Annotated in this window: 29 protein-coding genes; 8 read left to right on the plus strand and 21 right to left on the minus strand. The window is 61.7% G+C overall.

Going from position 1 to position 23,730, the window contains the following annotated elements; all coding sequences use genetic code 11:
• Positions 1–27: 27 nt before the first annotated feature.
• The 5 genes from KI610_RS18315 to KI610_RS18335 form a co-directional block, all read right to left on the minus strand.
• Positions 28–2,019, minus strand: a complete 1,992-nt coding sequence (locus tag KI610_RS18315) for a UvrD-helicase domain-containing protein (protein WP_226496376.1) — start codon at positions 2,017–2,019, stop codon at positions 28–30.
• A 137-nt stretch (positions 2,020–2,156) separates the two neighbouring features.
• A complete protein-coding gene (locus KI610_RS18320; protein WP_226496377.1) occupies positions 2,157–2,474 on the minus strand; it encodes a hypothetical protein in 318 nt (105 codons plus the stop codon).
• 44 nt (positions 2,475–2,518) lie between these two features.
• Positions 2,519–3,199 (minus strand): DUF4197 domain-containing protein, encoded by a 681-nt coding sequence (locus tag KI610_RS18325; RefSeq protein ID WP_226496378.1) that lies wholly within the window; start codon positions 3,197–3,199, stop codon positions 2,519–2,521.
• 25 nt (positions 3,200–3,224) lie between these two features.
• Positions 3,225–4,361 (minus strand): PilT/PilU family type 4a pilus ATPase, encoded by a 1,137-nt coding sequence (locus tag KI610_RS18330; RefSeq protein WP_310491598.1) that lies wholly within the window; start codon positions 4,359–4,361, stop codon positions 3,225–3,227.
• Between the two features lie 34 nt (positions 4,362–4,395).
• Entirely contained in the window at positions 4,396–5,439 is a 1,044-nt protein-coding gene (locus tag KI610_RS18335) for a type IV pilus twitching motility protein PilT (RefSeq protein ID WP_226496379.1), read from the minus strand.
• Between the two features lie 56 nt (positions 5,440–5,495).
• On the opposite strand from KI610_RS18335, the gene KI610_RS18340 reads away from it, so the two are divergent.
• The 4 genes from KI610_RS18340 to KI610_RS18355 are packed head-to-tail and all read left to right on the plus strand — an operon-like array spanning position 5,496 to position 7,817.
• Positions 5,496–6,185 carry a YggS family pyridoxal phosphate-dependent enzyme gene (locus KI610_RS18340; RefSeq protein WP_226496380.1) on the plus strand — a complete coding sequence of 230 codons (690 nt, stop codon included), beginning with the start codon at positions 5,496–5,498 and terminating at the stop codon, positions 6,183–6,185.
• Positions 6,182–6,994 carry a pyrroline-5-carboxylate reductase gene (gene proC, locus KI610_RS18345; RefSeq protein WP_226496381.1) on the plus strand — a complete coding sequence of 271 codons (813 nt, stop codon included), beginning with the start codon at positions 6,182–6,184 and terminating at the stop codon, positions 6,992–6,994. Before KI610_RS18340 ends, proC begins: the two co-directional genes overlap by 4 nt.
• The gene (locus tag KI610_RS18350) at positions 6,994–7,527 is read left to right on the plus strand and encodes a YggT family protein (RefSeq protein WP_226496382.1); all 534 of its coding nucleotides are present in this window, start codon (positions 6,994–6,996) and stop codon (positions 7,525–7,527) included. Before proC ends, KI610_RS18350 begins: the two co-directional genes overlap by 1 nt.
• On the plus strand, positions 7,524–7,817 hold the full coding sequence (locus KI610_RS18355) for a DUF167 domain-containing protein (RefSeq protein WP_226496383.1): 294 nt from the start codon (positions 7,524–7,526) through the stop codon (positions 7,815–7,817). The genes KI610_RS18350 and KI610_RS18355 overlap by 4 nt, the downstream gene beginning before the upstream one ends.
• 9 nt (positions 7,818–7,826) lie before the next feature.
• On the opposite strand, the gene ureG is transcribed toward KI610_RS18355, so the two are convergent.
• From ureG to urtB, 14 genes are all read right to left on the minus strand, one after another.
• The gene (ureG, locus tag KI610_RS18360) at positions 7,827–8,432 is read right to left on the minus strand and encodes an urease accessory protein UreG (RefSeq protein WP_226496384.1); all 606 of its coding nucleotides are present in this window, start codon (positions 8,430–8,432) and stop codon (positions 7,827–7,829) included.
• Positions 8,429–8,788: an endonuclease domain-containing protein gene (locus KI610_RS18365; RefSeq protein WP_226496385.1), complete on the minus strand. Its 360-nt coding sequence runs from the start codon at positions 8,786–8,788 to the stop codon at positions 8,429–8,431. Before KI610_RS18365 ends, ureG begins: the two co-directional genes overlap by 4 nt.
• Before the next feature lie 94 nt (positions 8,789–8,882).
• Positions 8,883–9,560, minus strand: coding sequence for an urease accessory protein UreF (locus tag KI610_RS18370; RefSeq protein ID WP_226496386.1), 678 nt, complete (start codon positions 9,558–9,560; stop codon positions 8,883–8,885).
• A gap of 14 nt (positions 9,561–9,574) precedes the next feature.
• Positions 9,575–9,781 carry a tautomerase family protein gene (locus KI610_RS18375; protein ID WP_226402565.1) on the minus strand — a complete coding sequence of 69 codons (207 nt, stop codon included), beginning with the start codon at positions 9,779–9,781 and terminating at the stop codon, positions 9,575–9,577.
• Positions 9,782–9,798: 17 nt separating this feature from the next.
• Entirely contained in the window at positions 9,799–10,398 is a 600-nt protein-coding gene (ureE, locus tag KI610_RS18380; RefSeq protein WP_226496387.1) for an urease accessory protein UreE, read from the minus strand.
• A gap of 63 nt (positions 10,399–10,461) precedes the next feature.
• Positions 10,462–12,168 (minus strand): urease subunit alpha, encoded by a 1,707-nt coding sequence (gene ureC / locus KI610_RS18385; RefSeq protein ID WP_226496388.1) that lies wholly within the window; start codon positions 12,166–12,168, stop codon positions 10,462–10,464.
• The gene (locus KI610_RS18390) at positions 12,168–12,473 is read right to left on the minus strand and encodes an urease subunit beta (RefSeq protein WP_226496389.1); all 306 of its coding nucleotides are present in this window, start codon (positions 12,471–12,473) and stop codon (positions 12,168–12,170) included. The genes ureC and KI610_RS18390 overlap by 1 nt, the downstream gene beginning before the upstream one ends.
• Before the next feature lie 9 nt (positions 12,474–12,482).
• Positions 12,483–12,785, minus strand: coding sequence for an urease subunit gamma (gene ureA / locus KI610_RS18395; protein ID WP_226496390.1), 303 nt, complete (start codon positions 12,783–12,785; stop codon positions 12,483–12,485).
• 9 nt (positions 12,786–12,794) lie between these two features.
• Positions 12,795–13,661, minus strand: coding sequence for an urease accessory protein UreD (locus tag KI610_RS18400; protein WP_226496391.1), 867 nt, complete (start codon positions 13,659–13,661; stop codon positions 12,795–12,797).
• A 77-nt stretch (positions 13,662–13,738) separates the two neighbouring features.
• The gene (locus tag KI610_RS18405) at positions 13,739–14,020 is read right to left on the minus strand and encodes a hypothetical protein (RefSeq protein WP_226496392.1); all 282 of its coding nucleotides are present in this window, start codon (positions 14,018–14,020) and stop codon (positions 13,739–13,741) included.
• A 142-nt stretch (positions 14,021–14,162) separates the two neighbouring features.
• Positions 14,163–14,855: an urea ABC transporter ATP-binding subunit UrtE gene (urtE, locus tag KI610_RS18410; RefSeq protein WP_226402579.1), complete on the minus strand. Its 693-nt coding sequence runs from the start codon at positions 14,853–14,855 to the stop codon at positions 14,163–14,165.
• Positions 14,856–14,943: 88 nt separating this feature from the next.
• Positions 14,944–15,717 (minus strand): urea ABC transporter ATP-binding protein UrtD, encoded by a 774-nt coding sequence (urtD, locus tag KI610_RS18415; protein ID WP_226498575.1) that lies wholly within the window; start codon positions 15,715–15,717, stop codon positions 14,944–14,946.
• A 56-nt stretch (positions 15,718–15,773) separates the two neighbouring features.
• Entirely contained in the window at positions 15,774–16,889 is a 1,116-nt protein-coding gene (gene urtC / locus KI610_RS18420; RefSeq protein WP_226496393.1) for an urea ABC transporter permease subunit UrtC, read from the minus strand.
• A gap of 161 nt (positions 16,890–17,050) precedes the next feature.
• The gene (gene urtB / locus KI610_RS18425) at positions 17,051–18,628 is read right to left on the minus strand and encodes an urea ABC transporter permease subunit UrtB (RefSeq protein ID WP_226496394.1); all 1,578 of its coding nucleotides are present in this window, start codon (positions 18,626–18,628) and stop codon (positions 17,051–17,053) included.
• Between the two features lie 187 nt (positions 18,629–18,815).
• On the opposite strand from urtB, the gene KI610_RS18430 reads away from it, so the two are divergent.
• The 3 genes from KI610_RS18430 to KI610_RS18440 all read left to right on the plus strand — a co-directional run bounded on the left by KI610_RS18430 (position 18,816) and on the right by KI610_RS18440 (position 20,111).
• Positions 18,816–19,097, plus strand: coding sequence for a DUF6156 family protein (locus KI610_RS18430; protein ID WP_226496395.1), 282 nt, complete (start codon positions 18,816–18,818; stop codon positions 19,095–19,097).
• A gap of 48 nt (positions 19,098–19,145) precedes the next feature.
• Positions 19,146–19,364: a Nif11-like leader peptide family natural product precursor gene (locus KI610_RS18435; RefSeq protein ID WP_226496396.1), complete on the plus strand. Its 219-nt coding sequence runs from the start codon at positions 19,146–19,148 to the stop codon at positions 19,362–19,364.
• Between the two features lie 171 nt (positions 19,365–19,535).
• The gene (locus KI610_RS18440; protein WP_226496397.1) at positions 19,536–20,111 is read left to right on the plus strand and encodes a hypothetical protein; all 576 of its coding nucleotides are present in this window, start codon (positions 19,536–19,538) and stop codon (positions 20,109–20,111) included.
• A gap of 14 nt (positions 20,112–20,125) precedes the next feature.
• Here KI610_RS18440 and KI610_RS18445 read toward each other — a convergent pair whose 3' ends face one another.
• Entirely contained in the window at positions 20,126–20,596 is a 471-nt protein-coding gene (locus KI610_RS18445; RefSeq protein ID WP_226496398.1) for a hypothetical protein, read from the minus strand.
• Between the two features lie 226 nt (positions 20,597–20,822).
• Positions 20,823–22,085, minus strand: a complete 1,263-nt coding sequence (gene urtA / locus KI610_RS18450; protein WP_264179050.1) for an urea ABC transporter substrate-binding protein — start codon at positions 22,083–22,085, stop codon at positions 20,823–20,825.
• A 284-nt stretch (positions 22,086–22,369) separates the two neighbouring features.
• Here urtA and KI610_RS18455 point away from each other — a divergent pair, with 284 nt between their 5' ends.
• Complete coding sequence (locus KI610_RS18455; RefSeq protein ID WP_226496399.1) at positions 22,370–23,683, plus strand: DUF4062 domain-containing protein; 1,314 nt, start codon at positions 22,370–22,372, stop codon at positions 23,681–23,683.
• Positions 23,684–23,730 lie beyond the last annotated feature (47 nt).

The raw sequence follows: 23,730 nt of genomic DNA on the forward strand, positions 1-23,730 counted from the left end.
CCGTTGTAACGGGGTGTCACCAAGCGGTTAGCGCTTGTTTCCAGCCAGCATGGCCTTCATGGCATCGAGCCGGGCGCTGCCGGTGGCCTTGTCGGGCGGGACATCCTGTTTGCCACCGGTGAAGCGGACATCCTCCTTGCCCATTTCATCGATGAAGCGCGATGGCTCGCAGGGCACGAATTCGCGCGCCTGTTTGCGGCGTTCGCAGTAGGAAATGTTCAGGGTGTGCTGGGCGCGGGTGATGCCGACGTACATCAGGCGGCGCTCTTCCTCGATCTTGGTTGGATCGATGGATTCGCGGTGCGGCAGGATGCCCTCCTCGACGCCGACCAGGAAGACATTTTGGTACTCCAGGCCTTTGGCGGCATGCAGCGTCGACAGTTGCACGGCGTCGTATTCGTCGTCATTTTTCTTGTCGAGCATGTTGATCAGGGCGATGCTCTGGGTCAGGTCAACCAGCGTTTTGCCATCGAGCTCGCCTTTCTTGTTGAGCCAGTTGGCGAATTCGCAGACGTTGGCCCAGCGTGTTTGCGCCGTGCGCTCCTCTTCGTGGTCGTAGAGGAAGGTTTCGTAATCGATGGCCTTGAGTAGATCGGGCAGAACCTGGTGTGCCGGTTCCTTGCTGGCCCGCGACTGGGTGCGATTGATGAAGTTGCAGAATTCAAGCAGGGGATCGAGCTGACGGGGCTGGACGCGGTGCGCGAAGCCCTCTTCGAAAGCGGCCTGGAACAGCGAGACATGACGCTCGCCGGCATAGATACCGAGCACCTGCAGCGTCGCCGCACCGATGCCGCGCTTGGGTGTGGTGGCGGCGCGGATGAAGGCCGGGTCGTCGTCCTCGTTTGCAAGCAGACGCAGGTAGGCGGTGATGTCCTTGATTTCGGCCTTGTCGAAGAAAGATTTGCCGCCCGAGAGCAGGTAGGGAATGCGGTGGTCGCGCAGGTATTCCTCGAAAATCCGCGCTTGGTGGTTGGAGCGGTAGAGGATGGCGTAATCCTTGAATTTGGCGCGATGCTCGAACTTGTGGGCCTGCAGCTTCATGACCACGCCTTCGGCCTCGGCATCGTTGTCGCGGCAGGCGGTGACGGAAATCTGTTCGCCGTGACCGAGGTCGGACCACAGTTTCTTGTCGAACAGTTTTTCGTTGTGCGAGATGACGTTGTTGGCGGCCTTGAGGATTCTGACGGTCGACCGGTAATTTTGCTCAAGTTTGATGACCTTGAGCGCCGGGAACTCGGTCGGCAGTTTCTTGAGATTCTCGATGTCGGCGCCACGCCAGCCGTAGATCGCCTGGTCGTCGTCACCCACCGCCGTGAATTGGGCGCGGACGCCGGTCAATAGCTTGAGTAGCTGGTATTGGCAGGCGTTGGTGTCCTGGTATTCATCGACCAGCAGGTAACGCAGGCGGTTCTGCCACTTGTCGGCGATTTCCGGGTGCTCGCTGAACAGCTTGACCGGCAGACCTATCAAGTCGTCGAAATCGACCGCCTGGTAGGCCTTGAGCGTCGCCTCGTAGGACAGGTAGGCGTGGGCGGCCAGCTTTTGATGTTCGTCAGTGGCCAGATGCCGGGCTGCTTCAGGCGTGATCAGCCCGTTCTTCCAGTTGGAAATGGTGGACTGGACGATGCGTAGCGTCGCCTTGTCGACGGTGCCGGCCGTTTCGCTGATGATGCCGGCGCAATCGGCCGAATCGAAAATCGAGAAACGCGGCTTGTAGCCGAGCGCCTTGGCTTCTTCACGCAGGATGCGGACGCCCAGCGAGTGGAAAGTCGAAATCTGCAAATCATCGGCCAGGGGTTTGGAGAGCAGCTTGCCGATGCGCTCCTGCATTTCCTTGGCGGCCTTGTTGGTGAAGGTGATGGCGGCGATATTGCGCGGATTGAAGCCGCAACTCTGCACCAGATAGGCGATCTTCTGCGTGATCACCCGCGTTTTGCCCGAGCCGGCACCCGCCAGCACCAGCAGTGGGCCGTCGAGGTAGTGGATCGCTTCGCGTTGCGGTTGATTGAGGCCGGACATGACTCTGCAAATGACGGCGCCCCGACGAGGCGGGGCGCGCTGGATAGGTTGCCTTGATTCTAACCTACCGACTCAATGCTGAAAATCGACCATTTTTACGTTTCACGCAATAAATCCGGTTGACCGTGGGAATGGCTTCAAACCGTGTCGTCAATGCCGATCAGGCGATCGAGCGGCACACCGGGCTTGATCAGGCTATCCGTGCCGAAATCCATTTCGAGCAATTGCGCCGCAACGTCGCGCGCCCCTTGCAGCACGCGCTCCTGACCGTGAAAGTCGCCGACGGCACCCGGATCAACCTCGGCGATCTCCTGCAGCAAACTGCGCTGGCGATCGCCTTCGATGCCTTCCATGACTTCGACCCGCCGAATCTGTTCGTTGTCGACCGGACGCACGCGCTCGCTCGATTCACGAGTGGCGCGTTGCGTGGTGCTCGACAAACGGGTGAGTTTCATTGGGGGCTCCTTGCCCCCAATTACGGCATTTAAAGCCGATAGCTTTAATTCAGCGCGCCGAAGACATTTTTCAGCAGATCGCTGCCGGCGCCCAGCGGATTGGCGCGCAGCTTCTTTTCTTCTTCGGCGATCATCAGGAACAGGCCATCCATGGCCTTCTGCGTCACATAGCTGTCGACATCGGCATTCTGTTTATCGACCAGACCGGCGCTCGCCGCCTTGCCGGCAAACTTGTTGTACTGGTCGGCCAGCTTGAGCTTGGCGGTTTCCTTCTTGACGATCGGCTTGAACTTGGCGCTCAGCTGATCAGTGGACGTGCGCTTGAAATACTGCGTCACGCTGTCCTCGCCGCCCGTCAGGATGTCCTTGGCGTCCTTGACGCTCATCTTCTTGATCGATTCGGTCAGGATAGGCTTGGCTTCGGCCACGGCATTTTCGGCCGCGTGGTTCATCGTTTCGACCAGTTGGTCAGCCTGCTTGCCCATGCCGAACATGCGCAGGGCCGAATCGGCCTTTTCCAGATAACCGGGCAGCTTGATCTTGACCTTGTCGTTGCCAAGGAAACCGCCGTTCTTGCCAAGTGAGGCAACAGCGTAATCAGCGCCCTTGGCCAGCGCTTCCTTGACGCCGGCACTGGCATCGCCGCTGGAAATGGCGTCGAGCGCCCCGGCCTGGGCGACTCCCACGGTCAACCCGAAAAACAGGGCAAAAATGGAATGTTTCATGGCGTGCATAAGAGGCTCCTTTGGCTCAGACGATGTCGAGGTGACCGATGCCGGTCGATAGATCGCGGTCCTTCGACTCCTTGCCATGCAGCTTGATCTGCAGGCGCAGGTCGTTGAGCGAGTCGGCGTTGCGTAGCGCATCTTCGTAGGTGATCTTGCCGGCTTCGTAGAGGTCGAACAGCGCCTGGTCGAAAGTCTGCATGCCGAGCTCGCGCGACTTCTTCATGATCTCCTTGATCTCGTGCACTTCGCCCTTGAAGATCAGGTCCGAAATCAGCGGCGAATTGAGCATGACCTCGATCGCCGCCATCCGCCCGCGACCATCTTTTTTCGGAATCAGGCGCTGCGAAACGAGCGCGCGCAGGTTCAGCGAGAGGTCCATGAGCAGTTGCTGGCGACGCTCTTCCGGGAAGAAGTTGATGATCCGGTCGATGGCCTGGTTGGCGCTGTTGGCGTGCAGCGTCGCCAATGCCAGGTGGCCGGTTTCGGCGAAGGCGATGGCGTAGTCCATGGTATTGCGGTCGCGGATTTCGCCCATCAGGATAACGTCCGGCGCCTGGCGCAGTGTGTTCTTGAGCGCCGGGCCCCAGTCGTCGGTATCAACGCCGACTTCACGCTGGGTGACGATACAGTTCTTGTGCTCGTGCACGTATTCGATCGGGTCTTCGATGGTAATGATGTGGCCATACGAATTCTCGTTGCGGTAATCGACGAGGGCCGCCAGCGACGTCGTCTTGCCGGTACCGGTGCCGCCGACGAAGATGATCAGGCCGCGCTTGGTCATCGCCAGATCCTTGAGCACCGGGGGCAACAGCAGCTCATCCAGCGTCGGAATGCTCATGTTGATCGTCCGACAGACGACACCGACACGACCCTGCTGAACCAGGGCATTGACCCGGAAACGGCCGATGCCGGCCGGCGAAATGGCGAAATTGCATTCCTTCGTTGCTTCGAACTCCGAAGCCTGGCGGTCATTCATAATCGAACGCGCCAGTTCGGCCGTGTGCTGCGGCGTCAGAATCTGGTTCGAGACCGGCGTGATCTTGCCGTCGATCTTGATGGCTGGCGGAAAGCCGGCGGTGATGAAAAGGTCGGAGCCTTTCTTTTGCGACATCAAACGCAAAAGATCGTGCATGAATTTCATTGCCTGGTCGCGTTCCATACTTTCCCCTCGTTTGTGCTATTGGCAACCCGGATCAAGCCGGGAAAGCATCCTTGTTGGCGGCGCGGAAGCGCGCTTCGGCGCTCGACACCACGTTGCGCCGGACCAGTTCGATCAGATTCTGGTCGAGCGTCTGCATGCCGAAATTCTGGCCGGTCTGGATGGCCGAATACATCTGGGCGATCTTGTTTTCGCGGATCAGGTTGCGGATGGCCGGCGTGCCGATCATGATTTCGTGCGCCGCGACCCGGCCACTACCGTCCTTGGTCTTGAGCAGCGTCTGCGAGATGACGGCGCGCAGCGATTCGGACAGCATGGAGCGGACCATTTCCTTTTCCGCCGCCGGGAAGACGTCGACCACGCGGTCCACCGTTTTGGCGGCCGACGAAGTGTGCAGCGTGCCGAACACCAGGTGGCCGGTCTCGGCCGCGGTGAGGGCCAGACGGATGGTTTCCAGATCGCGCATTTCGCCGACCAGGATGACGTCCGGATCCTCACGCAGCGCCGAGCGCAGGGCGTTGGCGAAGGACAGCGTATGCGGCCCGACCTCGCGCTGGTTGATCAGGCACTTCTTCGATTCATGGACGAATTCGATCGGATCCTCGACGGTCAGGATATGGCCGTAATCGTTTTCGTTAACGTGATTGACCATCGCCGCCAGCGTCGTCGATTTGCCCGAACCGGTCGGCCCGGTACACAACACGATGCCGCGCGGATACTCAGAAATCTCCTTGAAAATCTTCGGGCAGTTGAGCTCTTCGAGCGTCAGCACCTTGGACGGAATGGTCCGGAAGACGGCGCCGGCGCCGCGATGCTGATTGAAGGCATTGACCCGGAAACGCGCCAGATTGGGGATTTCGAAGGAAAAGTCGCATTCCAGCGTCTCTTCATAAACCTTGCGCTGGCCGTCGTTCATGATGTCGTACACCATGCCATGAACGTCCTTGTGTTCCATGGCTGGCAGGTTGATGCGCCTGACATCGCCATGCACGCGGATCATCGGCGGCAGGCCGGAGGACAGGTGGAGGTCGGAGGCTTTGTTCTTGACGCTGAAAGCCAGCAGTTCGGTGATGTCCATGCGGATCGTCCTCGGAGCGCGTGTATACTTGGTTTGTTGTTAATTCCCAATGGATTATGAGCGCAATCGCCGACAACCTGCAAGCTGTCCAGGCCCGTATCAGCGATGCCGCGGTGCTTGCCGGCCGTTCACCGGAAAGCATACGCCTGCTGGCGGTCAGCAAAACCTGGCCGTTGGCCAGCGTGATCGAAGCCGCCGATGCAGGCCAGCGCGCCTTCGGCGAAAATTACGTGCAGGAAGGTGTCGACAAGGTGGCGGCGACTGCCGGACTCAATCTCGAATGGCATTTCATCGGCCCGTTGCAGAGCAACAAGTCGCGCGCCGTGGCCGAGCACTTCGACTGGGTGCACTCGATCGAGCGCCTCAAAATTGCCGAACGTTTGTCGGCCCAGCGCCCGGCCAACCTGCCGCCCCTGCAGGTCTGCGTCCAGGTCAATGTTTCCGGCGAAGCCAGCAAAAGCGGCTGCGCGCCGGATGAAGCGCTGGACCTGTGCCGAGCCGTTGCGTCCCTGCCCGGGCTGCAACTGCGCGGCCTCATGGCCATCCCCGAGCCGACCGACGATCCGGCCGCCCAGCGCGCGCCGTTCCGTCAGGTCCGGGAAATTTACGACCACATCCGGGCGGCGGGCATACCGCTCGACACCCTGTCCATGGGCATGTCCCACGATCTTGAAGCAGCTGTTGCCGAAGGCGCGACCATCGTCCGCATCGGCACGGCCATTTTTGGTGAGAGAAATTACAGATGAAGATTGTTTTCCTGGGTGGCGGCAATATGGCCAACGCGCTGATCGGCGGCATGCTCAAGCAGGGCTTCGCGGCCGGCGACATCGATGTCATCGACCCGGGCGCCGAAGCGCGCACCAAGCTGGCCGCCGCTTACGGCGTCGAATGTCATGACAGCGCTGTTAGCGCGCCCGCCGGGCCGGACATCCTCGTGCTCGCCGTCAAGCCGCAGCAGATGAAGGAAGCCGTCGCGCCGCTCGTCAGCAAACTGGGCAACGCTGTCGTCATCAGCATCGCCGCCGGGCTCGACATGACGGCCCTGTCGCGCTGGCTCGGTGGTCATCGCCAGATCGTCCGCTGCATGCCGAACACGCCGGCCCTGATCGGCGCCGGCATCACCGGGCTGTGCGCCCTGCAGGAAGTGAGCGCTGACCAGCGCGCTGCCGCCGACCGCGTACTGCGCGCCGTCGGCACCACGGTGTGGATCGACGACGAAGCGAAGATCGATGGCGTCACCGCCATTTCCGGTAGCGGCCCGGCCTATGTTTTCCTGTTCATCGAAGCGCTGCAACAGGCCGCTGCCGAACTCGGTTTCACTCCGGAACAGGGTCGTCTGCTGGCCATCGAAACCGTCCAGGGCGCCGCCGCGCTGGCTGCCCAGTCGAGCGAACCGGCGGCTATCCTGCGCGAACGCGTCACCTCGAAGGGCGGCACGACGGCAGCAGCCCTGCAGGTCATGGCCGAACGTGGCGTCAAGGAAGGCATCGTCGCCGGCTGCATGGCCGCTGCCGCCCGTGGCCAGGAACTTGGCAAGATTCTCGGAGCTGATTGATGCAAGCCATCGTTTTCCTGCTCGACGCCGTCGTCAGCTTCTTTTGCACGCTGTTCCTGCTGCGTTTCATGATGCAGGCAATGCGCGTCTCCTTTGCCGGACAGATCGGCGATTTCGTCGTCAAGCTGACCAACTGGGCTGTCAAGCCGCTGCGCCGCATCATCCCCGGCGCCGGCGGTTTCGACTGGGCCAGCCTGGTTGCCGCGCTGGCGCTGCAACTGCTGTTCACAGGCATCATCGTCGGCGCTTCCAGCAGCTTTGGCGAAGTTGACGTCGCGGCGCTGGCACCGATGATCCTCTTGCATGCCGCCCGCGCGCTGTTGCGGCTGGCGGTGTACATCCTGATCGGCGCGCTGATCCTGCAGGCCGTGCTGTCGTGGGTCAATCCCTACTCGCCGCTGTCGGCGCCGGCCCACCAACTTACCCGGCCGCTTCTTGATCCGATTCGCCGTATCGTGCCGCTGATCTCGGGCATCGACCTGTCGCCGCTGGTCGCCATCCTGCTCCTGCAAGCGCTGCTGATGTTCCTGTGAGCGACTGGTTCCGCCAGGCCGCCGACGGCCGCATCACGCTGACCCTGCACATCCAACCCGGCGCCAAGAAAACCGAGTTTGCCGGGCTGCATGGCGACGCGCTGAAAATCCGCCTCGCCGCGCCGCCGGTGGACGGCAAGGCCAACGAGGCGTTGGTCAAGTTCATCGCCGAAACGCTGAAACTGCCAAAGTCGGCGGTCAACCTGAAAAGCGGCCAGACTTCGCGGCGTAAGGTGCTGGAAGTTCAGGGTGCCGAGGTCGGTGCCATCGCCGCTTTCGCCTCGGCGTAAATCAGGCGCTTAAAGCATCCCGCGTTCGCGGATGAAGGCGATGATCTGGTCCAGGCCTTCGCCGGTTTTCAGGTTGGAAAAGACAAAAGGCCGCTCGCCACGCTGAACCTTAGCGTCATGCGCCATGACCTCGAGCGAGGCGCCGACCATCGGGGCGAGGTCGATCTTGTTGATGACCAGCAGGTCGGACTTGGTGATACCCGGTCCGCCCTTGCGCGGAATCTTCTCGCCGGCGGCGACGTCGATGACATAGAGCGTCAGGTCGGAAAGTTCGGGCGAAAAAGTGGCGGCGAGGTTGTCGCCACCCGATTCGACGAGGATCAGTTCGACATCGGGAAAGGCCCGTTGCAGGCGGTCGATGGCCTCAAGATTGATCGAGGCATCCTCGCGAATGGCCGTGTGCGGGCAGCCGCCGGTTTCGACCCCGATGATGCGCTCGGGCGCCAGCGCCGAATGGTTGACCAAGAACTTGGCGTCCTCGGCGGTGTAGATGTCGTTGGTGACGACAGCCATGTCGATCTGCTCGCGCAGGGCCTGGCACAGGGCGAGGGTCAGGGCGGTCTTGCCGGAACCGACGGGGCCGCCGATGCCGACGCGTAAGGCTTGTTTGCTCATGGTGTTTCCAATTGGGTTTGCAGGTGTTCGAAAACACTGGGGAGATTGTTCAGGATGTCGCGATTGGCGTAGCGCAGGACGTGCAGGCCGTGGCTTCCCAAGAAGGCTGTGCGCTGGGCGTCGTATTCAGCCTGCTCGGCATGGCTGTCGCCGTCGACTTCGATGACCAGCTTCAGTTCGGCGCAGTAGAAATCGACGACGTAGGGGCCGATTGGTTTCTGGCGGTGGAATTTGTGGCCGTCGAACTGGCGGCTGCGCAGAACTTTCTGCCAGAGCAGGTTCTCGGCGGGAGTAGGGGCTTTGCGGTTGGCACGAGCGAGGGTGGTCAGGCGTTTTTCGTATTTGAGAAACCCCAACCCCTCCCCTGCCCTCCCCTTGTCAGGGGAGGGAGTGTTCTGCTCCCCCCCTGACAAGGGGGGGCTGGGGGGGGTTAGGGGTTTGGCCGTCATCTCAAGACCGAAACAACCTTGAATACTGCGTTTCATGCCGCGCACAAGCAATCGCGAAGGCCGGCGTGAAGTTGGACCATTTCGTTTTTGGCCAATTTTTCCGGTTGACCGTGACATCGGGGATTTGCCGCCCGAGATCGGCCAGCAGGCGTTGGCCGGCGGCTTGACCGAGCGGTACTGCCTTCAACGCGGCCATCACCTGGTTTTCGGCCCACGACCAAAGGTAGGCGGTGAGCGCGGCTTCCGGGTCGATCTGCCAGGCGGCGGCGATGCCGGACCAGACCGTCGGGAAAGCGACTTCCGGCAGGGCTTCGACCGTGGTTATCACACCGCCCAGCGAATCGTCGCGCAAGTCACGCAACAGGCGCCGCATCGAAAAACCCATTTGCGCCGTTTCGGCCCGCAGTTCGGCCGATTCGCGGCTGGCGAGGAATTCGGCGTTGAGACAGTCGATTTCGCCAACATCGCCGGCCGACCACGCCGCCATCAAGGCAACGACCAGCGGCGCCTCGTAACTGCCGATGCCGTTGTGCAGCAGGTCGGCGATCCAGCGCCCGGCCCCCGCTTCATCGCGAATCACGCCGGACTCAACCGCCCACTCCAGCCCCTGCGAATAGGTGTAGGCACCGACCGGCAGGGCCGGGCTGGCCAGTTGCAGCAGGCGGGCGAGTTGCAGCATTGACGAAGCTGGATTCATCCGGTCGCTTGCTGCTTTTTCCAGTCGTCAGTGAGCAGCCCGGCGAAGCCCCAATTCTCGTCGTCGATTTCCTGGATGACGATGTGCGTGTGCTCCGGCTTCTTGCCCAGCACGCGGGCCAGCGAGTCGGTGATATCACGAACGATTTCTGCCTTTTGTGCCCGGGTGGCACCCTTGGTGATTTGAACGTTGACGTAGGGCATGTCGGCAAATTTCCCGTTTAGCGCGGCTTGAACTGGTGGATTTTCGGCACCGAACGATGCGGGCCGTGACCGGGGTTGTGCAGGTCGGGAGCCGGCTCATCGTCGCCGTGCTGGTGGCCCCCATGCGAACCGTAGGCGCCGGATTCCGGCTGGAACGGCGCTTCTGTTTCGCTCACGGTGCAGCCAAGGCCGCGCACCATGTCGGCCAGCACGTGGTCGGTCTGAAAGCGCAGCTTGCCGCCGTTTTCGGTCGGCAGAATTTGCACGGGCACATGCCGGTTGCCGAGGTGGTAGGCGGCGCGGGCGAAGAGCAACGGGCTGTCGGCGACGGCCTCAATGAGCTTTTCCGGGGCGGCGAGGATTTCGACGACGGCCGAGCCATCTTCGGCGGCCAGTTTGTCGCCACCGTGCAGATGGTCGCCGCGTTCGAGAAATATGCCGGCTTCTACACCCGAAGCGAGCGTCACCTTGAGGCGGCTGCGCTTGCGTTCGTCGTAGGCGAGGGCGACGGAGTCGGTCGCAGGGGCAGTGGTGCGTTTGTTGAGAATCAGGTAAAGGCTAACCCCCCCTAGCCCCCCCTTGTCAGGAGGGGGATCGGTCGGCGGGTGCTGACCCACCACTCCCTCCCCTGACAAGGGGAGGGTCGGGGAGGGGTTTGCTTTTGTGTGATTCATAAGCCCTCAAAACAGGAAGTAGCGCTGCGCCAGCGGCAGTTCGGTCGCCGGCTCGCAGAAGAGATGCACACCGTCCGCCATGACCACGTAGGTTTCCGGATCGACGGTAATTTCCGGCGTCGCACCGTTGTGCACCATGTCCGATTTCTGCAGCGCGCGCGTGCCGGAGACGGCGACCAGCGGCTTGCTCAAGCCGAGCGCGGCGACGGCCGGATTCTTCAAAGCCGCCTGCGAAACAAAAGTCACCGAGGTTTTCAGCGCCTTGCCGAAGCTGCCGAACATCGGCCGGTAATGCACCGGCTGCGGCGTCGGGATCGAGGCGTTGGGGTCGCCCATGGCGGCGGCGGCGATCATGCCGCCTTTCAAAATGAGCGACGGTTTGACGCCGAAGAAGGCCGGTTTCCACAGCACCAGGTCGGCCAGCTTGCCGACTTCGATGGAGCCGACGGTGTGGGCGATGCCGTGGGTCAGCGCCGGGTTGATGGTGTATTTGGCGATATAGCGCTTGACGCGGAAATTGTCGTTGCGGGCGTTGTCCTCCGGCAAAGCGCCGCGCTGCAGTTTCATCTTGTGCGCCGCCTGCCAGGTGCGGATGATGACTTCGCCGACGCGGCCCATGGCCTGCGAATCGGACGACATCATCGAGAAGGCGCCGAGGTCGTGCAGGATGTCTTCGGCGGCAATGGTTTCGCGGCGGATGCGGCTTTCGGCGAAAGCGATGTCCTCGGCGATGCTCGGGTCGAGGTGGTGGCAAACCATCAGCATGTCGAGATGCTCGTCGATGGTATTGACCGTGTACGGCATGGTCGGGTTGGTCGAGCTGGGCAGGACGTTGGGCAGGCCGGCTGCCTTGATGATGTCCGGCGCATGGCCGCCGCCGGCGCCTTCGGTGTGGAAGGTGTGGATGGTGCGACCCTTGAAGGCGCCCAGCGTCGCTTCGACGAAGCCCGATTCGTTGAGCGTGTCGGAGTGGATGGCGACCTGGACGTCCATCTCGTCGGCCACCGTCAGGCAGCAGTCGATGGCGGCCGGTGTCGTGCCCCAGTCTTCGTGCAGCTTGAGGCCCATCGCCCCGGCCTCGACCTGTTCGCGCAGGGCTTCCGGCAGGCTGGCGTTGCCTTTGCCGAGGAAGCCGAGGTTCATCGGGAAAGCATCGGCGGCTTCGAGCATACGGTGGATGTGCCATGGGCCCGGTGTGCAGGTGGTGGCGAAGGTGCCGGTCGCGGGGCCGGTACCGCCGCCGATCATCGTGGTGACGCCGGAGTAGAGCGCTTCGTCGATCTGCTGCGGGCAGATGAAATGGATGTGGCTGTCGATGCCGCCGGCCGTGACGATCATGCCTTCGCCGGCGATGACCTCGGTGCCGGGGCCGATGACTATCGTGACACCGGGCTGGATGTCCGGATTGCCGGCCTTGCCGATGGCGGCGATTCGGCCGTCCTTCAAGCCGATGTCAGCCTTGACGATGCCGGTTACGGCGTCGACGATCAGGGCGTTGGTGATGACGGTATCGACGGTTTCCGCCGAGACGCGCTGGCCCTGACCCATGCCGTCGCGGATGACCTTGCCGCCGCCGAATTTGACCTCCTCGCCGTAGATCGTGTGGTCCTTCTCGACCTCGATGATCAGCTCGGTGTCAGCCAGACGGAGGCGGTCGCCGGTCGTCGGGCCGAACATTTCGGCGTAAGCCTGACGGGTAATCTTTGTGCTCATTACAGCGCCCCCTGAATCAAGCCACGGAAACCGTAAACCTTCCGGTCACCGGCCAATGCCACGAGTTGCACGGTACGCGTCTGCCCCGGCTCGAAGCGGACGGCGGTCCCGGCAGCGATGTCGAGGCGGAAGCCACGGGCTGCTTCGCGATCAAAGCTCAGGCCGGCATTGGTTTCGTAGAAGTGATAGTGCGAGCCGACTTGGATCGGCCGGTCGCCGGTGTTGGCGACAACCAGCGTGATCGTCGGCCGGCCGGCGTTGAGTTCGAGTTCGCCGGGTTCGGCGAGGAGTTCTCCGGGGATCATGTCAGCGCCTCAAATGATGGGGTTATGCACGGTGACCAGCTTGGTGCCGTCCGGGAAAGTCGCTTCGACCTGGATTTCCGGGATCAGCTCGGCGATGCCGTCCATCACGTCGGCGCGGGTCAATACCTGCGTGCCGGCGTGCATCAGTTCGGCGACGGTCCTGCCTTCGCGGGCGCCTTCCATGATGGCGCAGGTGATCAGCGCCACGGCTTCCGGGTAGTTGAGCTTCAGGCCCTTGGCCTGGCGCCGTTCGGCGAGCAGGCCGGCGGTAAAGATCAGCAGCTTGTCTTTTTCGCGGGGTGTCAGTTCCATGAAGACTCCTCAGGTATTCCAGATTCGGGGGGTAACGGCCGGGCGACCGCAACAGGCCGGGCGCAGGATGGCCCACAGCTCGGCGAACCACAAACGGGCAGCCTCGCTGCTGTCACCGAGATAGCGGGCGACGAGCATGCCGGGCAAGGCGCTCAGGCCGTGATTGGCGCCATCGGCGGGGATGACCTTGCGGCAGGCTTCGAGCAGGGCCGCCGCCTGCTGCGGCAATTCGGGAAAGGCGCACAGCAAGGTGCCGCACACCGTGGCGCCAGCCCAGCCGGCCGGGCTGCTCAACATGGCGTCGTTGCCATCGAAACCGCCGCGCTCAAGCCAGATCGGCGCATTGCCACGGTCAACCCGAAAAAACAGGTCAAAACGCCCCTTCTCAAAACGCTCGCCTGCCGCCGCACGACCGAGGCAAAGGATGTCCCAGCCGATATAACGGCTGTTAGCGGCCAATGAAACACGGGTTTCCATGCGCGCCCGGGCGCCGTCGAAAACGATGGTTTCCTGCGGCAGCCATTCCAGCGTGGCGCCCTCCCCCACCGAAAAAGCGATGCACTGCGAAGCCTCGGCACCACCGCTGCGGTACCACTTGCCAGCCCCCGGCGTCGTCAGTTGGGCATGCGCTTCGGCACCAAGCTCGGCCGAAATAGCCAGATGGTCGCCGCCTGCAATGCCGGATGGAGGGTGCAGCAAGATGGCCTGACAGAGCGCATCGCCCTCCGGATACAGCGCCTTCTGCACCCGCAACGGCCCGCGATGCCGGTTTTCGCGCAGCACCGTGCGTTCGCCCTGGCGGGCGAAGCCAAGATGCAACTCGGCATGCCAGCTCGGCGAATGCTCGGGCAGAGACACAGGAAGGCGCGAGGTCATGGCCGGATTATCCGGGAAAGCAAAGGTCGACGGGAATACGCAGTAATGCGCACGCCCTTGCGTGTTCGAACCAACCGTCAGTAGCAGCGCCAGTGTTTCGGGTAGCGGGCGGAGTGAACAATCCTGAAATTCATTGCGATCAACTTGGCAATCCCCGTCAGCAATAATCCCAGCTCCAAAATGGCCAGTGCCGATTTGCCATCGAAAATCCATAGCGTGCCAAGCACCGCGCCGAGATACAAAGCGACGAGTGCAACGATCCGAATTCCCTTCCCTTTTCGTGTCATGGGCAACGGTGATCCGAGCGTGGCCAGCGCCAGCAGGAGGCTGATGGTGAAAATCAACGTGTTGTTGAGCATGCCCGGATCATGAAAATAGAGAAGGTGATTCACTGTAAAACGATCTACATGGTTTATTGATGACAGAATTGTGAAAATATTTAATTTATTTAACTAATCGAAATCCCCCGCTATTGGATTCGAGGCGCTGAAGACTGCGGAATCACACGGCCAACGCCTCCCGCACACCGTCCTGCGGCATCGTTTCACCCCGGCCGCGCATGATGAATTCACCGCGTTCCATGAGCAGGTATTGGTCGGCCAGTGATTCGGCGAAATCGTAGTACTGCTCGACGAGCAGGATGGCCATTTCGCCGGTTTCGGCCAGCATGCGGATGGCGCGTTCGATGTCCTTGATGATCGATGGCTGGATGCCCTCGGTGGGTTCGTCGAGGATGAGCAGTTTCGGGCCCATGGCGAGGGCGCGACCGATGGCGAGTTGTTGTTGCTGGCCGCCGGAAAGGTCGCCGCCGCGGCGGTGCATCATCTGCTTGAGGACCGGGAACATGTCGAAGATGCGTTGCGGGATGGGCGTGCTACCGGGTTTTGTGGCGAGGCCCATGAGCAGGTTTTCTTCGACGGTCAGGCGCGGGAATATCTCGCGACCTTGGGGGACAAAGCCGATGCCGGCCTTGACGCGCTCGTGCGGTGGCAGGTGGGTGATGTCCTTGCCGTCGAAGGTGATCGAGCCGGATTTGGTCTTGACCAGGCCCATCAGCGACTTGAGCAGCGTGGTTTTGCCGACGCCGTTGCGACCGAGCAGGGTGGTGACTTCGCCGGTTTTGACCTCGAAGCTGAGGCCGCGCAGGATGTGGCTGCCGCCGTAGGCCTGGTTGAGGGTATCGACTTTCAACATGATGTTTTGTCCTGTTCGGGGTGGCTGCCGGGGTTTCGACGGTCAACCGGAAAAATTGCCCAAAAATGAAATCCGTACAGCGGCCGACTCAGCGGCCGAGATACACCTCGATGACGCGCTGGTCGTTCTGCACCGTGGCGAGATCGCCTTCGGCCAGCACTGAGCCTTCGTGCAGCACGGTGACGAGGCCGCCGAGCTTTTCGACGAAGGCCATGTCGTGTTCGACGACGACCAGCGAATGCTTGCCAGCCAGGGAGACGAACAGCTCCGCGGTGCGCATGGTTTCGTCATCGGTCATGCCGGCAACCGGCTCGTCGAGCAGCAGCAGCTTCGGTTCCTGCATGAGTAGCATGCCGATTTCCAGCCACTGTTTCTGGCCGTGTGAGAGCAGGCCGGCCTGGCGGTCAGCTTGGCCATCAAGGCGAATCAGGCGCAGGGTTTCGGCGATCTTGTCGCGCTCGTCGCCAGCCAGCCAGGCCATCAGGCTTTTCCAGACGCGCTTGTCGGTCTTCATGGCCAGTTCGAGGTTTTCGAAGACGGTGTGCTGCTCGAAGATGGTCGGCTTCTGGAATTTGCGGCCGATGCCGACGTGAGCGATTTCGGGCTCGGTCAGGCGGGTCAGGTCGATGGACTGGCCGAAGAAGGCCTTGCCCGAATCAGGCCGCGTCTTGCCGGTGATGACGTCCATCATCGTCGTCTTTCCGGCGCCGTTGGGGCCGATGATGCAGCGCAGTTCGCCGGCATTGATCGCCAGGTTCAGGTTGTTGAGCGCCTTGAAGCCGTCGAAACTGACGGTGATGTCTTCGAGGTAGAGCGCGACGCCATGCGACAGGTCGAGCTCGCCAGTGACGAGGTGGCCCATCTGGTCGGCGCCGTCGCTGCCCTCCGGACGGTCGTCCTCGAATAGATCGACGGTGTTCAGCATGTTTCCGCTCCTTTCTTCGCCATGATTTTCTTCCACAGGCCGACCAGGCCTTGCGGCAGCATCAGCGTCACGACGATGAAGAGCAGGCCGAGGAAGAACAGCCAGTATTCGGGGAAGCTCACCGTGAACCAGCTCTTGGCGAGATTGACGACGAAGGCGCCGATGATCGGCCCGATCAGCGTGCCGCGCCCGCCGACCGCGACCCAGATGGCGATTTCAATCGAGTTGGCCGGGCTCATTTCGGACGGGTTGATGATGCCGACCTGCGGCACGTAGAGCGCTCCGGCAATGCCACAGAGCACGGCCGAGATGACCCAGATGGTCAGCTTGTACCAGAGCGGGTTGTAGCCGATGAACATGACGCGAGATTCGGCATCGCGGATGGCGGTGAGCACGCGGCCGAACTTCGACTTGACCAGCCAGGCGGCGAAGACCAGTGTCACGGCGAGCATGATGGCGGTCAGGCCGAACAGCACCAGCCGCGTTTCCGACGAGGTGATCGTGTACCCGAGCACGCGCTTGAAGTCGGTGAAGCCGTTGTTACCACCGAAGCCGGTCTCGTTGCGGAAGAAAAGCAGCATCGCGGCGTAGGTCAGGGCCTGGGTGATGATCGAGAAATAGACGCCCTTGATCCGCGAGCGGAAGGCGAAGTAGCCGAAGACGAAAGCGACCAGCGCCGGCACGGCCATGACCAGGAAGGCGACCCAGCCGAAGCTGTCGCTGCCGACCCAGAACCAGGGCAGTTCCTTCCAGTCGAGGAAGACCATGAAATCGGGCAGGTCGGCGCCGTAGGAACCGTCGCGACCGATCTGGCGCATCAGGTACATGCCGAAGGCGTAGCCGCCGAGGGCGAAGAACAGCCCATGGCCGAGCGACAGGATGCCGCCGTAGCCCCAGATCAGGTCCATCGCTACGGCGACCAGCGCGTAGCACATGATCTTGCCGATCAGCGTGATGGCGTAGGTCGAAACGTGCAGGGCGCTGTCTTCGGGGAAGTTGAGGTGGAGGACCGGGACGACGATTAGCGCGAGGGCGAGGAAGATGCCGAGGGCGATCCAGCTTTTAGCGTCGAGGGAGGACAGGATGCGGAGGGTGAGGGGCTTACGCATGGTGGCTCCGGGCGGGGAGTAGGTAAAAGGCAAACCCCTCCCCGGCCCTCCCCTTCTCAGGGGAGGGAGAGGTGGTCAATTCACCGCTGGCGCACTCCCACCCTGACAAGGGGGGGCTGGGGGGGGTTAGGTTGTTGCGCGTGTTCATGACGTTTTCAGCCTTACTCGACGAAACGGCCCTTGAGGGCGAAGATGCCCTGCGGCCGTTTCTGGATGAAGATGATGATGCAGACGAGGATGCTGATCTTGGCGATGACCGCCCCGGCCCAGCCTTCGAGCAGTTTGCTGAAGATGCCCAGGCCGAGCGCCGCCCAGACCGCGCCGGCGAGTTGCCCGACGCCGCCGACGACGACGACCATGAATGAATCGACGATGTAGCCCTGGCCCATGTCCGGGCCGACGTTGGAGATTTGGGAGAGCGCGACGCCGCCCAGCCCGGCGATGCCGGCGCCCAGCGCGAAGGCCATGGTGTCGATGCGCGAAGTCGGCACGCCGACGCAGCCGGCCATCGGGCGGTTCTGTGTCACGGCGCGGACGAACATGCCGAGGCGCGTCTTGTTCATCAGCACCCAGACGAGGAAGAGCACGAACATGGCGAAGCCGACGATGATGATGCGGTTCCACGGCAGAATCAGGTTGGGCATGACCTCGATGCCGCCCGACATCCAGCTCGGGTTCGAGACTTCGACGTTCTGCGCGCCGAACAGCACGCGCGCCGACTGGATCAGGACCAGCGACAGGCCCCAGGTGGCGAGCAGGGTTTCCAGCGTGCGGCCATAGAGCCAGCGGATGACCGTGCGCTCCATGACGACGCCGACCAGCGCGGCGGCGAAGAAGGCGACCGGGATGGCGGCCGGCAGGTACCAGTCGATGGCTTCCGGGAAGTAGGCGCGGAACAGCGTCTGCATGCCGTAGGTGGCGTAGGCGCCGACCATCAACAGCTCGCCGTGCGCCATGTTGATGATGCCCATGACGCCGTAGGTGATGGCCAGCCCGAGTGCGCCAAGCAGCAGGATGCTGCCCAGCGACAGGCCGGAGAAGGCGCGGCCGACGTTCTCGGCGATCGCCAGCCGGCTGTCGATGGCTTTCACCGCGGCAATGGCTTCGTAGCGCACCTTGTCATCGGCCTCGCCGGCCTTTTCGGTGAGCGGCAGGAGGACGCTCTTGATGGTGGGCGAAGAGGTTTCGGCCAGCGCCTGGACGGCGGCGAGACGGGCGGCGGGGTCGGTGTTGGCGAGATTTGCCTGGGCGTGGGCAAGGACGAGCAGGGCCTTGATCTGCGCGTCGGTCTCTTTCTCCAGCGCCCGCGCCAGCAGCGGCGCCATTTCCGGCGTGACCTGGCTTTGCAGTTTCTGGGCGGAAGCGAGGCGGACGCTCACATCAGCGTCGAACAACTTTAGCGCGGCCAGCGCGCTGGCCAATTCACCCCGAATTCGGTTGTTGACGGTCGGCGACTCCGGGTTGGCCGGCATCTTGATCGCTTCGCCGGTCGCCCCATCGAAAGCCTTGTCGCCATCGATGATCACCACCTTGTCGCCGGCCAGGAACAGGCTGTCTTCCGCCATTGCCTTGAGGACGCGCACGGCGTCCGGGTCGGCCATCTGGGTCAGTTGGCGGATGGCCGCCACCTTGTCGGTCGAATCCTCGGCGGCCAGCTGGCGCACCTGCGCCGGGTCGAGCGCGGCCTGCGCCGACAGGCTGCCGAGGCTGAGCAATAGTGTTATTAGCGTTTTTTTCATCAAATTCCCGTCCGCAATTTGTGCAGTGCAACGACAGATTACGGGGCGGGCCGGCGATCAGGAATACGATGAATTGCGTAGGGCTTTGGCCCCGCCGGGCGCGCCTTGGTCCTGAATTTGCTAGTTCAGTCCCTGACCTGCTTTTTTGGCGGGTTTTTGTGGTCTATCCGACAATCCTGAACCAGCCATGACCTCCTCCGATCTGACGATCCGCTACTTCACGAGCTACAGCGGGGCTCGCCTGCCACTCAATCTGGTGGGCGAACTCGCCGCTGACGACATGCGCAACCGCAACACTTTCTACCGTGGGGCGTTTGACGCCGGCGGCTTGCTGAAACGCTGCGAGAAGATGGTTTATGGCGAGATCGAGGTTTGTCACGATTACCACTATCACTCGGACGGCAGGCTGGCCCAGGCCGTGATTCAGAACGCCGGAGACGATCCGGAAACGCTCGACTTTCCGGCCTGACCCGGCTGCCAAAGCAATGCCCATTTTGTTTTAACCCAAGGAGAAATCATGTCCGTTGCACCGATCAAGGCCTTTTCTGAAAAAGCCAGAGCCAATCCCGAACTGGGCGCCCAGTTGAAGGCCTGCCTGAAAATCAAGGAACTCCGTGCCCTGTCCGCCGCCGAGGGTTTCGAGATCGAAGAAAACTCCCTCTACCCGCCGAACGAACCGCAATTCACCGAAGACCAATTGTCGGAACGCCTGGTCAAGGCCCTGCTGCGCGTCTGAGGCACCGGCCGGAGGCCGTGGATCGCTGAAGCAGCCAAAAAGGCGATTCCACGGTCAACCGGAAATAATGGCCAAAATCAAAATCGGCGGCCAAGGCCTCCGTCTCGCCAACTGGCAAGTCGTAGTGTTGTTGCGGCTGTGCCTCCGGACTAACCCGGCACGCCACCTGCCATGCTGACCGACGAAGAAGCCCTCGCCCGCCTCACCACCCATCCGTTGCCAGCCAACCCGTGGGTTTATGCCACCGACCGCGCCATCATCATCAAGGCCGAGTACACCGACACCATCGAGCGCCTGCTGCGCTGGGCGCCAAAAACGCGCTGGAGTGCGAAGCACCGTTGCTGGATCGTGCCGCTGAGCGGCCTGGAACTGGTGCGCTCCATCCTGCCCGAACTGAGCCGTCTGGCTGAAGCCATGCAGACGCAGCCGATGGCTGCCGAGGAGGCCGGCGGCACTGCCCTGCCGCTTGACGCCACGGCCGCCGACGAAGCTGCACGCCGGCTCTTTCGCGACAACGCGCGCCTGCTCTACGGCAGCGACTGGCAACGCGAAACCGCGCGTGCCCTTGACCGCAACGAGGCGGCCCTGGCCAGCTGGCTGGTTGGCCTGGGCGTCATGGAAGCACCACCGGCCGTGCTGCTCGGCGAAATGCTGGCGCTGATGCGCCGGCGCGTGCTGGATATCGCGGCCGCCGCCGACACGCTGGAACGACAGCTGGCGGCCGGTGGCATCACACCGCCCGCCTGAACCACCGTCAGCGCTCAGATTGGCCGAACCCGATCGGCCGCAACCGTCAGTTGCAGTTGGTCTGCCTTGTCGAAGATGCTGAGCGGCACGTCAAAGACCGCCTGGTTCTCGTACCAGGCGCGGCCATAGGGCAGGAAGAGACTGCTCGCCGGCAGGGTCAGCAGAACGTCCGCGCAACTCAGCAACGCCACCGTGTAGCCGCCGCAGGCGCCTTCCGGCACGTTGTCGTCGCCGAAGACCTCGAACTGCAGGAAGACCTTGGCCGACTCGACGCCGCCTTCGGCTGTCCTGACCGCGGTTACCCGGATGTTCTGGTAACGGCGGCCGACCTTGCCGTCCTCGGTGGCCTGCAGAAATTCATGCAGCTTGCCCTTCTTCACCTGAGTGCTGTCGAGCACGGGAATGCCGAGCTGGGTCATGCCCAGGCCGGTGGGTTTGGCCGATTTGAGTGCGATCAGGGTGGTATTTTCAGTCAGTACGGGCACGATGCTCTCCGTAGTATCGAATGCAACAAGGACAGGATGAGTGTGCGACAAATGACAGACAAAACTGCGGTCATCGTCGCCTCCGGCAGGGAGTAAGCACTTTCGATGCCAAAAGTGCGGCCCAAACCCCGCCCCCGCCCGCATTCCCACGGTCAACCGGAAATTTTGCCCAAAATGAAAAACGGGGGCCGAAGCCCCCGTTCCTGCGACTGACAGTAGCTCCGGATTACTTCATTTCCGGCTCGTCCTTCTTCTTGTCGTTGCCGGCAATGTACGGGCTCCACGGCTGGGCCTTGACCGGGCCGGGGGTTTTCCAGACGACATTGAACTGGCCGTCGGCCTTCACTTCGCCGATGAATACCGACTTGTGCAGGTGGTGGTTCTTTTCGTCCATCTTCGACATGATGCCGCTCGGCGCCTTGAAAGTCTGGCCGGCCATGGCGGCGATGACCTTGTCGGTATCGGTCGATTTGGCCTTCTCGACGGCCTGCTTCCACATGTGGATACCGATGTAGGTAGCTTCCATCGGGTCGTTCGTCACGACCTTGTCGGCGTTCGGCAGCTTGGCCTTCTTGGCCCAGTCGCGGTACATCTTCACAAACTTGTCGTTTTCCGGGTTCTTGAGCGACATGAAGTAGTTCCACGAAGCCAGGTGGCCGACCAGCGGCTTGGTATCGACGCCGCGCAGTTCTTCTTCGCCGACCGAGAAGGCGACGACCGGCACATCGGTGGCCTTCAGGCCGGCGTTGCCGAGTTCCTTGTAGAACGGCACGTTGGAGTCACCGTTGATGGTGGAAACGACGGCGGTCTTCTTGCCTTCGGAGGCGAACTTCTTGATCTTGGCGATGATGGTCTGGTAATCGCTGTGGCCGAACGGCGTGTAGTCTTCCATGATGTCGGCGTCAGCCACGCCCTTGGACTTCAGGAAGGCGCGCAGGATCTTGTTGGTGGTGCGCGGATAGACGTAGTCGGTACCGAGCAGCACGAAGCGCTTGGCTTCGCCGCCATCCTTGGACATCAGGTATTCGACGGCCGGAATGGCTTGCTGGTTGGGCGCAGCGCCGGTGTAAAAGACATTCTTTTCGAGTTCTTCACCCTCGTACTGAACCGGGTAGAACAACAGGCCGTTCAGTTCCTTGTAAACCGGCAACACCGACTTGCGGGAAACAGAGGTCCAGCAGCCGAAGGTCACGGCAACCTTATCCTTGGTCAGCAGCTGACGGGCCTTTTCGGCGAACAGCGGCCAGTTGGAAGCCGGGTCGACAACGACCGGCTCAAGCTTCTTGCCCATCACGCCGCCAGCCTTGTTGATTTCGTCGATGGTCATCAGCACGGTTTCCTTGAGCGCGGTCTCGGAAATGGCCATGGTGCCGGACAGGGAGTGCAGCACGCCGACCTTGATGGTGTCGGCGGCATGGGCGGCCATGCCAATGGAAGCCAGGGCGGCGGAAAGTACGGTTGCCTTGATGAAGTTGCGACGATTGCTCATGGAAGCTCCTCGGTTTTGGTGTCTGGTCAAACTGCATTGGTGCAGTGCAGCGTCAGATTACGGCCGGGGTTATTCCAGAGAAATACGTTAGATTGCGTAGGGCAATGGAAATACGTTTCGACCCGCTTTAAAGCTGTATAGGGAGTCGCCCCAGGCATTTTCCGGCGCACCCCAATCTTGACCGGCGCAGACTGTCCCGAAAACGTGCCCCTTGCCTAAGATGGCGTGAATCGCTTGACATTGCCATACCAGCTTTGCGTTAATCGACCAAAAGGGAGGAACGCATGGGCAAACTGCGGGTATTCATCAGTAGCACGATGAAGGATTTGGTCAATGAACGGATTGCCATCGAGCAATTGCTGAGCAGCTTTAATATCGAAGCGGTGATTGCAGAAGATTGGCTACCTGGACAAGGTCAAATTTGGGATCGCATCGCCAAGGAGATTCGATCATGCGATCTCTTCGTTCTGGTCGTTGGCGAACGTTACGGCTGGATACCGGATAGCGGCCAGAAGAGCGAAACGGGGTACTCCGTGACCCATCTCGAAGTGATCGAGGCCAAGGCACTCGGCTTGCCGATGCTCGCTTTCTTCAAAACCTTGTCGCATGAAACGAAACTAAGCCGGAACGACAAGAAGGGTATCGGAGCACTCCGCGACCTGGTGGCCAGTTGGGAGCGCGGCGGCATCGCTGGCGAGTTTGGTAATGCCTTCGAGTTGGCCCGCAAGGTCGGCGAATCGATCATCAATGTATTGACCGACGATTTTCAGCAAAAAAGAATCCGCCAGCGCGCGGAATTGGCCGGCAATTCGTTATTGCCCCTAGCGCCCGCTGGCTCATCGGCCTTGCCCCAGCTACCGCCACGCCTGAGTCATCATGTAAAGACAAAGAAAGCTGTGCTGTTTGCCGGCGCCGGGATTTCGTTGGCAGCCGGCCTGCCCTCGGCTGCTTTTTTTGCTCAACGACTAGTTCAGGCGATGCACGCGCACTATCCCGACTATCAGGCCAATCCTGTGAGCAGTGCATTCTCCGGCGTCGCAACGGATGTCGAGGGACTCCCAGAAGGGCGAAGCGGATTGCTTGCCGCGGTAGCCAGTTTGGTCCGCCCGCCGCAAGGGGTGCAGCCGACGACGGCGCACCGCAACGCCGTGCGCGTTTTTGATCAAATCATCACGACCAACTACGACGGGCTTTTCGAGGAAGCCGATCTGGTCAGCGGCCAGCCGCGCCCCATCGTATCAACGGAAATTAACGATACGAGGCTCCCCGAACGAGTTATCGTCAATCTGCACGGTTCTGTCAGTCAGCCGGAGTCGCTGGTACTCAACGAGCGCGAGGTGCTGCTGCTTGATCGGCTTCGTCCCAATTTGTGGCAGGCCGTCCGCAATCTGCTAACGGACAAGCTGGTGATTGTCGTCGGGTCGTCGCTGCGCGACCCGAGCATCGTGCGGTTGTTTTCCGAGGTTGGCCCAGAGATTTCAGGTTATTTCATCGTTCCGGAAGTTTTCGAGACGACGGTCATCCGGTTGCGGGCTTGGAATCTCGAGTGCATCCGGGCCGATGCCGAAGGATTTCTGAGTGCGCTCGCCACCTCGTAACGGCCGCGACATCAACTAAGACATCGCCGGCTGAGCAGCCGCCTATC

Origin of the sequence: Ferribacterium limneticum (assembly GCF_020510565.1) — a bacterium.
Lineage (GTDB): Bacteria > Pseudomonadota > Gammaproteobacteria > Burkholderiales > Rhodocyclaceae > Azonexus > Azonexus limneticus_B.

Coding starts and splice junctions, on each gene's coding strand:
- KI610_RS18315 (WP_226496376.1), bottom strand. CDS start 2,019: ATGTCCGGCCTCAATCAACCGCAACGCGAAGCGATCCACTACCTCGAC.
- KI610_RS18320 (WP_226496377.1), bottom strand. CDS start 2,474: ATGAAACTCACCCGTTTGTCGAGCACCACGCAACGCGCCACTCGTGAA.
- KI610_RS18325 (WP_226496378.1), bottom strand. CDS start 3,199: ATGAAACATTCCATTTTTGCCCTGTTTTTCGGGTTGACCGTGGGAGTC.
- KI610_RS18330 (WP_310491598.1), bottom strand. CDS start 4,361: ATGGAACGCGACCAGGCAATGAAATTCATGCACGATCTTTTGCGTTTG.
- KI610_RS18335 (WP_226496379.1), bottom strand. CDS start 5,439: ATGGACATCACCGAACTGCTGGCTTTCAGCGTCAAGAACAAAGCCTCC.
- KI610_RS18340 (WP_226496380.1), top strand. CDS start 5,496: ATGAGCGCAATCGCCGACAACCTGCAAGCTGTCCAGGCCCGTATCAGC.
- proC (WP_226496381.1), top strand. CDS start 6,182: ATGAAGATTGTTTTCCTGGGTGGCGGCAATATGGCCAACGCGCTGATC.
- KI610_RS18350 (WP_226496382.1), top strand. CDS start 6,994: ATGCAAGCCATCGTTTTCCTGCTCGACGCCGTCGTCAGCTTCTTTTGC.
- ureG (WP_226496384.1), bottom strand. CDS start 8,432: ATGAGCAAACAAGCCTTACGCGTCGGCATCGGCGGCCCCGTCGGTTCC.
- KI610_RS18370 (WP_226496386.1), bottom strand. CDS start 9,560: ATGCTGCAACTCGCCCGCCTGCTGCAACTGGCCAGCCCGGCCCTGCCG.
- KI610_RS18375 (WP_226402565.1), bottom strand. CDS start 9,781: ATGCCCTACGTCAACGTTCAAATCACCAAGGGTGCCACCCGGGCACAA.
- ureC (WP_226496388.1), bottom strand. CDS start 12,168: ATGAGCACAAAGATTACCCGTCAGGCTTACGCCGAAATGTTCGGCCCG.
- KI610_RS18390 (WP_226496389.1), bottom strand. CDS start 12,473: ATGATCCCCGGAGAACTCCTCGCCGAACCCGGCGAACTCGAACTCAAC.
- ureA (WP_226496390.1), bottom strand. CDS start 12,785: ATGGAACTGACACCCCGCGAAAAAGACAAGCTGCTGATCTTTACCGCC.
- KI610_RS18400 (WP_226496391.1), bottom strand. CDS start 13,661: ATGACCTCGCGCCTTCCTGTGTCTCTGCCCGAGCATTCGCCGAGCTGG.
- KI610_RS18405 (WP_226496392.1), bottom strand. CDS start 14,020: ATGCTCAACAACACGTTGATTTTCACCATCAGCCTCCTGCTGGCGCTG.
- urtE (WP_226402579.1), bottom strand. CDS start 14,855: ATGTTGAAAGTCGATACCCTCAACCAGGCCTACGGCGGCAGCCACATC.
- urtD (WP_226498575.1), bottom strand. CDS start 15,717: ATGGGCCACCTCGTCACTGGCGAGCTCGACCTGTCGCATGGCGTCGCG.
- urtC (WP_226496393.1), bottom strand. CDS start 16,889: ATGCGTAAGCCCCTCACCCTCCGCATCCTGTCCTCCCTCGACGCTAAA.
- urtB (WP_226496394.1), bottom strand. CDS start 18,628: ATGAAAAAAACGCTAATAACACTATTGCTCAGCCTCGGCAGCCTGTCG.
- KI610_RS18430 (WP_226496395.1), top strand. CDS start 18,816: ATGACCTCCTCCGATCTGACGATCCGCTACTTCACGAGCTACAGCGGG.
- KI610_RS18435 (WP_226496396.1), top strand. CDS start 19,146: ATGTCCGTTGCACCGATCAAGGCCTTTTCTGAAAAAGCCAGAGCCAAT.
- KI610_RS18440 (WP_226496397.1), top strand. CDS start 19,536: ATGCTGACCGACGAAGAAGCCCTCGCCCGCCTCACCACCCATCCGTTG.
- urtA (WP_264179050.1), bottom strand. CDS start 22,085: ATGAGCAATCGTCGCAACTTCATCAAGGCAACCGTACTTTCCGCCGCC.
- KI610_RS18455 (WP_226496399.1), top strand. CDS start 22,370: ATGGGCAAACTGCGGGTATTCATCAGTAGCACGATGAAGGATTTGGTC.